This is a genomic window from Mucilaginibacter yixingensis, from assembly GCF_041080815.1.
In the GTDB taxonomy this organism is placed as follows: Bacteria; Bacteroidota; Bacteroidia; order Sphingobacteriales; family Sphingobacteriaceae; genus Mucilaginibacter; species Mucilaginibacter yixingensis.
On record NZ_CP160205.1, the window covers coordinates 3,843,802 to 3,855,001 of the forward strand.

Annotated in this window: 11 protein-coding genes; 5 read left to right on the forward strand and 6 right to left on the reverse strand. The window is 44.1% G+C overall.

Annotated features, from left to right (window positions below):
- Positions 1-55: 55 nt before the first annotated feature.
- Both ABZR88_RS15555 and ABZR88_RS15560 read left to right on the forward strand, forming a co-directional pair.
- On the forward strand, positions 56-652 hold the full coding sequence (locus tag ABZR88_RS15555) for a TMEM175 family protein (RefSeq protein WP_107826454.1): 597 nt from the start codon (positions 56-58) through the stop codon (positions 650-652).
- Between the two features lie 89 nt (positions 653-741).
- Complete coding sequence (locus ABZR88_RS15560; RefSeq protein WP_107826453.1) at positions 742-2,925, forward strand: gliding motility-associated C-terminal domain-containing protein; 2,184 nt, start codon at positions 742-744, stop codon at positions 2,923-2,925.
- 54 nt (positions 2,926-2,979) lie between these two features.
- On the opposite strand, the gene holA is transcribed toward ABZR88_RS15560, so the two are convergent.
- Positions 2,980-3,996, reverse strand: coding sequence for a DNA polymerase III subunit delta (gene holA / locus ABZR88_RS15565; RefSeq protein ID WP_107826452.1), 1,017 nt, complete (start codon positions 3,994-3,996; stop codon positions 2,980-2,982).
- Between the two features lie 166 nt (positions 3,997-4,162).
- On the opposite strand from holA, the gene ABZR88_RS15570 reads away from it, so the two are divergent.
- Complete coding sequence (locus tag ABZR88_RS15570) at positions 4,163-4,618, forward strand: type I restriction enzyme HsdR N-terminal domain-containing protein (protein WP_107826451.1); 456 nt, start codon at positions 4,163-4,165, stop codon at positions 4,616-4,618.
- 251 nt (positions 4,619-4,869) lie between these two features.
- Here the strand turns inward: ABZR88_RS15570 and ABZR88_RS15575 are convergent, their stop codons facing one another.
- Positions 4,870-5,529, reverse strand: coding sequence for a PH domain-containing protein (locus ABZR88_RS15575; protein ID WP_107826450.1), 660 nt, complete (start codon positions 5,527-5,529; stop codon positions 4,870-4,872).
- Positions 5,530-6,689: 1,160 nt separating this feature from the next.
- Between ABZR88_RS15575 and ABZR88_RS15580 the strand changes: the two genes are divergently transcribed.
- Positions 6,690-7,328 (forward strand): HAD family hydrolase, encoded by a 639-nt coding sequence (locus tag ABZR88_RS15580; protein ID WP_107826448.1) that lies wholly within the window; start codon positions 6,690-6,692, stop codon positions 7,326-7,328.
- A 155-nt stretch (positions 7,329-7,483) separates the two neighbouring features.
- Entirely contained in the window at positions 7,484-8,374 is an 891-nt protein-coding gene (gene dapA, locus ABZR88_RS15585; protein WP_107826447.1) for a 4-hydroxy-tetrahydrodipicolinate synthase, read from the forward strand.
- A gap of 344 nt (positions 8,375-8,718) precedes the next feature.
- On the opposite strand, the gene ABZR88_RS15590 is transcribed toward dapA, so the two are convergent.
- From ABZR88_RS15590 to ABZR88_RS15605, 4 genes are all read right to left on the reverse strand, one after another.
- The gene (locus tag ABZR88_RS15590) at positions 8,719-8,898 is read right to left on the reverse strand and encodes a histone H1 (RefSeq protein ID WP_107826446.1); all 180 of its coding nucleotides are present in this window, start codon (positions 8,896-8,898) and stop codon (positions 8,719-8,721) included.
- 348 nt (positions 8,899-9,246) lie between these two features.
- Complete coding sequence (gene bshB1, locus ABZR88_RS15595; RefSeq protein WP_107826445.1) at positions 9,247-9,972, reverse strand: bacillithiol biosynthesis deacetylase BshB1; 726 nt, start codon at positions 9,970-9,972, stop codon at positions 9,247-9,249.
- Positions 9,973-9,981: 9 nt separating this feature from the next.
- A complete protein-coding gene (locus tag ABZR88_RS15600) occupies positions 9,982-10,503 on the reverse strand; it encodes a glutathione peroxidase (RefSeq protein ID WP_107826444.1) in 522 nt (173 codons plus the stop codon).
- Between the two features lie 3 nt (positions 10,504-10,506).
- Positions 10,507-11,118 (reverse strand): DUF4294 domain-containing protein, encoded by a 612-nt coding sequence (locus tag ABZR88_RS15605; RefSeq protein ID WP_107826443.1) that lies wholly within the window; start codon positions 11,116-11,118, stop codon positions 10,507-10,509.
- Positions 11,119-11,200 lie beyond the last annotated feature (82 nt).

Below are 11,200 nucleotides of genomic sequence, written 5' to 3' on the forward strand. Positions count from 1 at the left end.
TCAACCTTTGCACATTCGGGTAACCGCTTTTATCTTTACGGTGAAAGTATAACTCATGAAGAAATCGCGACTCGAAGCATTTAGCGATGGCGTTATTGCCATCATTATCACCATTATGGTATTGGAACTCAAGGTTCCGCACGGCGATGATGTGCATTCGTTACTCCCCTTGCTACCCGAGTTTGTGAGCTATATCCTCAGCTTTGTATATGTGGGTATCTATTGGAACAACCATCACCACATGATTTATACTGTAGATAGCATTAACGGTAAAGTGCTTTGGGCCAACCTGGGGTTGCTGTTCTGGCTCTCGCTCATACCGTTTGTTACTGCCTGGATGGGCGAAAATCATTTTAGCCGCTGGCCTATTATGCTCTATGGGTTTGTACTGATGATGAACTCTATTGCCTACATCATCCTGGCGCGTTTACTGGTGCTGGAAGCCGGGCCCGATTCTGAGCTGGCAAAAGCGTTTGGTAACGACAAGAAAAGCAAAGTATCAGCCGCAATTTATCTTAGCGCCATGGCCATCTCTTACTTCTACCCATGGGTTGGTTTTGCCCTGTATTGGGTAGTTGCCCTCATCTGGATCATCCCTGATACCCGCATTGAGAAGCATGTGCCGGGTAAAGATTGCCCACCGGCTGAATAATCTCTGAGAAAGAACGTAAAAGTCAGAACGATTTCATTCACATATACTTATATTTGGGTTACTGCATGCCAGTACCAAGATAATTGTGTGTGAAATTTAACCTGTTACTTTGTTTTTTATTACTGCTTAGTGGTATTGTTTTTGGTCAGGATTGCCCCCCTAACATTGGTTTTGAGAACGGTACCCTTTCTGGTTGGAAATGCTATGCCGGTACGATAAAGAACGGTGTTGTTAATATGCCCGAAACAGGCCCCATTAATGGCCGGCACACACTCATGCCCAATACATCCCCACAACAGCTTGACCCTTATGGTGGGTTCCCGGTCAACTCTCCCAATGGTAGTAATTATACGCTGCGGCTGGGTAACGATCAAGCCGGTGCAGAAATGGAAAGCGTAAGCTATGATTTTAAAATCCCAAGCAACCGTTACAGCATCACCTATTACTATGCAGTGGTGATGAACAACCCCAATCACCCGCCTGATGAGCAGCCTCGTTTTTCGGCCAAGGTAGAGGATGTTACGGGCGGCCCGGCTACGCAGGTTTACCGAAGCTCGCTGGATTGTGTAAACCACGATTTTGTGGCTTCATCAGGCTTGACGGGCTTCCAGACCACCGGCAGCGGCAACAACCAAATACAGTATAAAGATTGGTCGCCCGTAAGCTTAACCCTTATTGGTTATGCCGGCCGCACCCTTCGCTTTACTTTTACCACTAACGATTGTACCCACCAGGCCCACTTTGGCTATGCCTACCTTGATTTTGAAGAAAACTGCGGCACATCACTCATTAAAGGCAACAACTATTGCGAGGGCACCAACGAGGTGGTATTAACAGCGCCATCGGGCTTTGATAGCTATGCCTGGTATACTGATAATTTTACAACGCAGGTGGGCACCAACTCAACCTTACGCCTAAACCCTATACCGGCAGATGGCACGCAATATCAATTAATTGTTACGCCACCTAAAGGCTTAGGCTGTACAGATACCATGTATGCCAGCATATCTGGCCTGGCGCAACCGTTTAAACTCAACATTGCACAACCTGAAATTTTGGCCTGCAAGGCTGATGGAGCTGATATTACCGCCCCGGCTATAACCGCTGGCAGCAGTGCCGATATGGCGTACCAATATTATGCAGACCCCGACGGGCAAATTTATGTGAGCGACCCAAAACGTATATCCACATCGGGCACTTATTACATCCGCGGCACCAATACCGTTTATGGATGTACGGATATTAAGCCCATAAAAGTTACCCTTGCTGACGGGCCCACCATAGAATGGACACCACCACTGGCAGTTTGTCAACCCGCTACAATAGATCTTACAAAGGCGGTTACAGATGCAAAAGGCGCTACCATATCATATTATACAGATCAAATAGCCACCAGGCCGTTGCTCAATCCTACTGCTATTGATAAAACCGGCATTTACTATATCAAAGCCACCAGCGCACTAAATTGCGCCACCATTATACCGGTAAGTGTAATAGTTAATCAACTGCCCATAGTATCGCCTAAAACCGTAGCAAGTTGCCCGCCCATCAGCCTTACCCGGGCCGTATCTGATGGCGATTACACAGGCAATACTTTCCAGTTTTTTTATGATGCGGCTTGCACGTTACCTGTAAAAGATCCGGATAACCTTACTGATCCGGCTCAAAGCGGCACTTACTACTACCGTGGGGTGAACAGTAGTTGCCCGGGCTCGCCCTCTACTGTAACCGTTACGGTTTATAAAGTCCCCAGCTTTACGGTAACAGACCCTAGCCCGGTAACTTATCCGGCAACCATTAACCTGGCCGATACCCGCCCCGACCTGTCAGACGCTGCTTATACTTATTGGTATGATGCCACTGCCAGCCAAAAACAGATAACAGACTATCGCGCCGTGGGACAAAGCGGTACCTATTACATCAAGGCAACGGGTATTTCAGGTAGTTGCACGCTGATACAACCCGTACATGTAACCGTAAATGCTCCGCCAGAGGCCGACCTGGTAGCCGCCAATACTTTTACACCCAATGGCGATGGTGTTAACGATTTTTTTAACCCCACAACCACCGGTGTACTAAGCATCAACTACCTCAAAATATTTAATCGCTACGGCAAACAGGTGTATGAAACCAAGCAAGCGCTAACACCGTGGGACGGTAAATTGAATGGCCAGCTACAGCCCGTAGGTACTTATTACTGGATTTTTAACTGTTTTGATATCTACCGTAAGAAAACGATAACACGTTCGGGACCGATAACAATTATCAGGTAGCACCTCTCCCCGGCCCTCTCCAAAGGAGAGGGAGGCAAATGTCTAAAAGGAATATCAATGCAATATCCGGAACATCAACTCCTTCATCAATTCTCCGTGCGAGGCGTTTGAATCGAGGCCCTTGCTTTTCAGATCATACTCGCGCAGGGCGCTGATGATGTCCATAGTTTTGGTGTAGTTGAAACTGCGGGCAGCCTGCTCGTAATCTTTTACAAAGTAAGGATTGATGCCCAGCTCTTTTGCCGCGGTCGATTTATCTTTCAGGTAATGAAAGGTCAGCACTTTGGTAAAATAATTATTCAGGTTACCCAACACCAGCACAATAGGGTTTGATTTGGGGTTGGATTCAAAATAATTGATGATTTGGTTAACCTTATAGGCGTCCTTTTTGGCCAGGGCCGTCTGCAGTTCAAAAACGTTATACTCTTTACTGATGCCAATGTTATCCTGAATATGTTTCAGCGTGATCTCTTGACCGCGCTCCACGTTCAGCATCAGCTTGTCAAGTTCGTTGGCAATTTTAGACAGATCGTTACCCAGGTACTCGGCCAGCATATTTGAGGCCTGTGTGTTGATGCGGTATTGCTTCTCCTTCACATAGTCTTCAATCCAACCGGGCAATTTACTGTCATACAAAGACGCCGACTCAAACACTATACCCTGTTTCTCAATGGCTTTGTATGATTTCTTGCGTTTATCAAACTTGCCGTACTTATGGCAAAACACCAGAATGGTGCTGGGTAATGGATTTTCCAGATAACTCAATACCGGATTGAGGCTTTTTTTATCGTCCTCCTCGCGGCCCCATTTTAAATCCTGCGCCTCTTTTACCAGCACTACCTGGTAATCTGCCATCATGGGGTAACGCTTAGCGGCGTTGAGCACGGTCATAATATCGGTATCCTTACCGTAAAGTACGGTTTGGTTAAAGCCTTTCTCAGCTTCAGAGAGCAACTCGCGTTCAATATAATCGCTTACCAGATCAATAAAATAAGGCTCATCACCATGCAACAGGTACAGTGGCTTAAACTTCCGGCTTTTCAGATCTTTTAATAATTCGGGTGCGGTCATATATCAGAAGCGTAAAAGTACAAAGAATGTGCCCCCGGATGAAACGGATTTTTCATGAACTGATAGTTTTTGACACTCAAGAGAACTACACTGTTTGAGAGATTTACAGGATACCTCTCAAACCGGCTACTTGCTTTTGACGAAAAATTGCCAACTTAGCAAAACAATGGATCTGCTGCAGCCGCTTAATTTACCACCCTACCCTTTCAAAATTACCGACGATAACGGGAAGCTTTCGCTGTTTGATGAATTGCGCCGAAAACAGATCATCATTACGCCCGAAGAATGGGTGCGCCAGCATTTTGTGCAATACCTCATCGGGCATAAGCAATACCCCAAAACTCTCATCCGGTTAGAGGGCGGCCTGAAGATGAACGGCATGGCCCGTCGCAGCGACATTTTGATCTATGATCGTCAAGGCGGTAAGATCCTGCTGGTAGAGTGCAAGGCCCCATCAGTAGCTATCACCCAGCAGGTGTTTGACCAAATTGCTCGCTATAACATGGTACATAAAGTGCCGTTGCTGGCCGTAACCAATGGTCTGCAACATTATTTCTGCAAGATAGATTTTGAGCAGAACAGCTATAGTTTTATTGAGCAGCTGCCCGATTACGTGAAGTGACAGTGGCTAGAATAAAAATAGCCAACAGGCCACACCTAAGGCACTAAAGATCTTTTTCCTTTTTACTACCAACATGGCACTTCTACGGGAGTTCAATTGCAATTAAGCCCTGTAAGGGCGACCTGTTTGTAGCAGAGCAATCACAATTATCTTAGCGCCGTAGGTGCGGCCTATTAGCCGACTTGTAGATTAGCCATCAAATGCAAAACGGCTACCCTCATCAGGTAGCCGTTTTATATTTTAGGATAGTTTTACAGATCGCTCAGTAATTCGAGCTTTTTCTGGTTGTATTCTTCCTGAGAGATAAGACCATTGTCAAACAACGTTTTTAGCTTTTTCAGTTTTTCAGTCAGCACATCTGGCTTGGCTTCTTCATGTATTACCGGAGCTGGTGCGGGTGTCGGTACCGCAACCGCAACAGGCGCTGCCGCTACCGGCGCCTGAAAACCTATTTTACCGGCAGGATCTACCTGTATAGCGCCAGATTCTGCACGTTTTTCTTCCAGATCGCGCTGGCGACGGGCCTCACGCTCGGCTTCTTTACGATCCTGAGCATATTGGTAAAGTTTGCGGGCTTGCACTTTAGGCAGATAATCAACGCCCATCTCGGCACCGTTGGTTGTTTTAGCGCTAAAGATGGCTCCAATAATCTCTTCTTTGGTGTACACATCAACGATGTCTTTCCAAACAAAATCAACAAACTTGATAGAGAGGCCCAGGTTAGCCGGAGTAAAAAAGAAAATACGTCTGTTGGTAAGCGCCACGCAATCTGGCAGTATGTTTACCAGCGGTTTCTTTTGGGTGGCTATATATAAAATATCTTCGCCAGCTGTTAACAGGTCTGTTAAACGCAGATAAACCTTCTCAACCGCCTTAGGGTCCTGCTGGTCATTTAAAAATTGATCGATCATTGCTGTAAGGGTATGATACTTTTGCAGCAAAAGTAACAATATTATATCAGTTACAAGTTAATATTTAGGCTGCGGCAGGTTAACAGCCATGCCAGCAACAAAACAAAGCCCGGTACAATTTTCATTGTACCGGGCCTCAAATCAATTAACCACCAACCACACTCATCAAAAAAAAGGATAGCGTCTATCCCTATCACACTCATCAACAGTTTAAATTTCGATACCACGGGAAAGGGCTATCTTTTAAACTTTTATTACAATTAAAAAGGTATTAAAAGTAAGGCAAAGCTAATGCCATGCATGCCGAACGCCCAAAACAGCTTCAAAACCGGGCTTTACTTAAACAATGGAGGAATATTTGGGGAAGAATTTACCACACAAATGAGGAATATCGGGAAATCAACACTCCTTGTAAGCATTTAACAATCAGAAATTTACTCAGGATATTTTGGAGTGCGACAAGGAAACGCTGCTTTTAGACGCCCAGGGATTAGACGAAACGTTACCCTTGTTCTTTATATTATTAAAAACATTATAACCTATGTAGAAAAGAACAAAAAGGGGAGAAAGAACAATGGCAATAGCAAATACAATAGCAGTAGCCGTAAAAGCTAAAGCAGCTATAGTATATCTCTTAAATAAACTTAGTTCAGGTTTCTTATCTCTCATTTTATTATATCCCAGCCCTCGCAAGGGCTCAAAATGTAAAACATGGCATACCACTACCTTTAGCAGTATGCCATGTTTATCCGCACTTTATCAACCTCACCTTGCAAGGCCTTTCTGTTCACCTCATCAATAGTTTAACGTACATTTTCCTACAGGAGAAAGGCTTGTCAAAATATCTTCTTACAGATGTTAACAGTAAGGCAAAACAGATGCCAATTAATAAATATAGTACCCGCAACGGATAAACACGCTTTTACACCATAGTTACGCAGCAAATAAGGAAAAGTTTTTCCCAAAATGGGAAATTTCACCTAACTATCGCAAACACAGTGGTTTTAATTTTAAATACGAATAAAAGAACAATTTAGTATCTGCGTAAAACAGCTACCGGTATCAATGCGCTTTATTGCACAATACTGATACTCCCGGTAAAAGCCATCAGGCAGAAACTATTACTTTTGCCGCCGTTAAACATATACATATACGGCACTATGGCAACAAACGTTTCTTTTGACAGCATAATTTTTGATCTTGATGGCACCCTGTGGGATTCGACCGCTAACGTGGCCCTGGCCTGGCAAACCGCTAAAGAACAAGTTGATTATGTAACAGACGATATTACCCAACAAACCGTACGCTCTATTACCGGCATGGCTTATGATGCCATCTTTGAGAAGCTTTACCCTTATCTTGATACGCCAACCCGCGATAACTTTAAAGCGCTTTGCGCCAAACATGAGTTGGACACCCTGCACGAACTGGGAGGAGCACACTACCCCAAACTGGAAGAAACACTGACTTACTTAAAAAGCAAGTATCGCTTGTTTATTGTAAGCAACTGCCAATCAGGCTATATTGAAATATTTTTGAAGCACGATGGTATGGCTCAGTTTTTTGAAGCCCATCAGTGTTATGGCACCAAGGGCCAACCCAAGTTTCAGAACATTAAAGACATTGTTGCCGATTATAACCTGCAGGCCCCTGTTTACGTAGGTGATACAACGGGCGATCGTGACTCGGCCGCCAAAGCCGGGGTACCATTTATCTTTGCCGATTATGGTTTCGGTCAGGTAGAAGATGGTTTTGTGGCACGCATCAGTCAGTTTGAAGAGTTAAAGGATATCCTGTAAGTCTTTCTTTAAGTATTGATCAACTCTGGGGCTCCCCCCCCCTCGACTTAAGAATTAAGGATATGGCTTAAAGTTACCTAACTACTGGCTGCTTTGTGCTTTATCCTTTTACGTTTAACAGCCAATACGTATCTTTACATCCTTTAATTGTGAAAATGAACAGATTTTACGGAACAGGGGTAGCAATTGTAACCCCATTTCAGGCAGACGGCCAGGTTGATTATACAGGCCTTAAAAACCTGATCAATTACTTGATCGACGGCGGTGTGCAATACATCGTTTCTTTGGGTACAACCGGCGAGAGCGCCACATTGACCAAAGACGAGAAGAAGAAGGTGTGGGAATTTACTGCTGAAACCGTAAATAAGCGCGTTAACCTGGTAGCCGGCATTGGCGGCAACAACACTTATGAGGTAGTTGAGCAGGTGGGCGCATTCAATGTAACTGGTTATGATGCTATCCTTTCGGCCAGTCCGCATTATAACAAGCCAACACAAGAAGGTATTTATCAGCACTATCGCGCCATTTCTGAGAGCGCGCAGTTGCCTATTATTTTATATAACGTACCAAGCCGTACCGGCAGCACCGTAAGTGCGGAGACCACCTGTCGCCTGGCCCATGATTTTAAGAACATTATTGCTACCAAAGAAGCTTCGGGTAGCTTTGATATCTTTAACCAGATTATGCGCGATAAGCCCGAGGATTTCCTGCTGATCTCTGGCGATGATCCGGTTACGTTACCAATGATCTCTTTAGGTGCCGCGGGATTGATTTCAGTAGCAGGTAACGCCCTGCCTAAACAGGTATCAGACTACGTAAAGCTGGCACTTGAGGGCAACTTTAAAGCTGCACAAAAAGGCCACCTGGAGTTGATAGAATTTACCCGTCTGCTATTTACCGAAGGTAGCCCGGCTGGTGTAAAAACTGCGCTGAAACAATTAGGTGTTTGCGGTGATGCCGTTCGTTTGCCACTGGTGCAGGTAGGCAGTAAAACTGCTGCCGCGATTGAAGCAGAGTTACATAAGATTAATGTAGTATTGTCTTGAACCAGGATTTAACGGATTTTTCGTGAGTCGATATGTTTTAGTACTCAAGAAGGCTTCGCCGTTTTTAGGATTGACAGGATCTTGAGGATCATATAGCATAAAAAAAAGCTCTGCACTTGCAGAGCTTTTTTTTATGCTATGTTAGGTCATGCCGAACTTGTTTCGGCAACCCATATGCTAAGTAAACGATGCGACCTGTCTAGTGGGGTCCCGAAACAAGTTCGGGATGACCTGTAACGTAACCTAAACATCCTGTCAATCCTAAAAATCCGTTAAATCCTGGTTCAAAACAAAAAAAGGCCGCTACATTACTATAGCGGCCCTTTTTATATTTTAGTCTCTAATTAGCTGACGCTGTTTTTTGAATCCTGAACTTCCAGACGGATAGCCTGAGCCAGGTTTTTCAGTTCCTGCATGCCTTTGCGCAAACGGGTACCTGCAGCGTTGTTTCCTTTGTTATAAAATTTGTCAGCATCAGCTTCCAGTGACGCGATGAGTTCCTTTACATCGGTAAATTTTTTCATGTGAATTACTCCTTTAAAAATACTTTGAGGTTTATTGTTTTAACATAGCTAATCTAACGCGTTTTTTCTTTAAAAAAAAATTTGCCTTTTAATTTTTAAGCCCTCTAAAAGCTTTTTTTCAGCAAGTTAGAGGTGGTTTGTTAAAAAAATCAATTCTCAGTTAGCAAGTTTTTAATTAAACAAACATCCCAATAGCATTCTTTAATTTTAATTGCGATAATTTTTACATTATCACAATTATGACATTCACATGAAAATTATTTGAACCACCTGTTATTTTCAATTAGTTAACATTAAATAAACACTGATTTTATTGATTATCAGGCAATAAGTTAACCCTTTTAGTATTTATTTAAGTAACAGTAAATGTTCTATACCCAGTATTTTTTTGGAGGTAAAACCCTCGCCGTATTTGGCGTTGATACTCTTTCCAAATTCACGACCACGCCCCTCTACCACCTGCACAAACTCTGGCGATGAAATGTAGGTTTGCGGCTCATGCTCCCAATCAGGATTATGAAACTGCGAGCCATAGGCAAAGATGCTGGCCATCTTTTTATCCCAATACTCGGTAACATCTACAATAATGTCGGGGTGGATGTAATTATCCTGTATAAAGTGCAGCACCTGGGTTGGGCGCCACTCCTGCTGCGCATTACCGGCATCGTCAAAAGTCTCTATCTTACGCAGGCCCGATAAGAAACAGGCTGTCTCAACCAGTTGATTTGCCCGGCCATGATCAGGGTGACGATCATGATAGGCATTGGTAATTACTACCTGCGGCCTAAACTTGCGAATGGCACCAATCACCTTTAGTTGATACTCGCGGGTATTTTCAAAAAAAGCGTCTGGGATGGCAAGATTCTCGCGCACGGCCAGGCCGAGAATTTCGGCAGCGGCGGCGGCTTCACTATCGCGAATCTCGGCAGAGCCGCGGGTACCCATTTCGCCACGGGTTAAATCAACAATACCTACTTTATGGCCCATGGCCACGTGTTTGGCAATGGTACCCCCGCAGCCCAGTTCGGCATCATCGGGGTGCACGGCTAAAACCAGTATATCTAACTTAAGCATGGCGCAAACTTAAGCATGTTGCAGCACTTGTGGCTGCAAGCTCAACAGTCTGTCAATCTTTTTACGGATCTTTGATGAAGTGGGCTTGGTAAACGGGTAGAAAAAGTCTACCACATGCCCCTCCTGGTCGATCAGATATTTATGAAAATTCCAGCGCGGCGCGTTGTGTACATGCCCGTTCTGCTTTTTATCCGCCAGAAATTTATACAGCGGATGTGCATACTCGCCCCGGACGCGTGTTTTCTCAAACAACGAAAAATGCGCATCAAAATTCATCACACAAAATTTGCTGATGCCGCTACCCTCCAAGGGTTCTTGTGCGCCAAAATCGTTTGATGGAAAAGCAAGCACTTCAAAATCTCTGCCGGCATAAAGGCGGCGCAGTTCTTCAAGCTCTTTAAGTTGTGGGGTGAAACCGCATTGAGAGGCGGTATTAACAATCAACAGCACCTTATCTTTATACTCGCTAAGGCTAATCTCTTCACCGTTCAGTTTTTTAACCCTGAACTGGTAAATACTTTTATCGTCCATTAATCAATTATTATAGGAAACATAGCCGGCCGATTTCAGGATCGATTCAATATCGCGCTCCTGCTCGGGGTCATACGTTTCTTTCAGGTTGTGCCCAAACAGGCGCGCTACGCTTTGCAGCATAAACGCATTAAGGCCACCTTTCAATTCTTTCAACATCTCAAAACTGGTGGCGCCGGTTTCGCGGTTAACCAGTTTAATTAATATCTCTCCCTGTGTAATCGTCAGGTTTTTTACCTCCCGATTAAATAAGCTTTTTATTTCGTCTTCACATTGGTTAATCATCTCCTTCTGCTTGTGCTTGTCACCGGTAGTGGCTAAATCCCGCTGTAGTTTCTGGTAGCGCTCATTAGCAAAGCGAACATAGGGTAATACTTTATAAACGTTATACCGCAGGCGCATGTAATCGTCGCGGTCTTTCTGGCTCTTAAAAATTCGGGTATCAACAATCTGTACATCTTTGGTTACCACCCATGGAATGAGCTCACCTTGATATTCTGTCAGATATGTTTTAATGGTATCATTTTTGCCCAGTTTAGGGCGTGGCAATGCGCTTTGTGACCATGATGTGATGGTCAGGAGACAGAACAAGCACAAAAAGCCAATAAATTTCATAATTTTACGTATTGCAAAAATAATGCTATTTTTTGTTCAGTTTTACCAATAACACTAAATATTTTTTTTGCCCATACTGAAA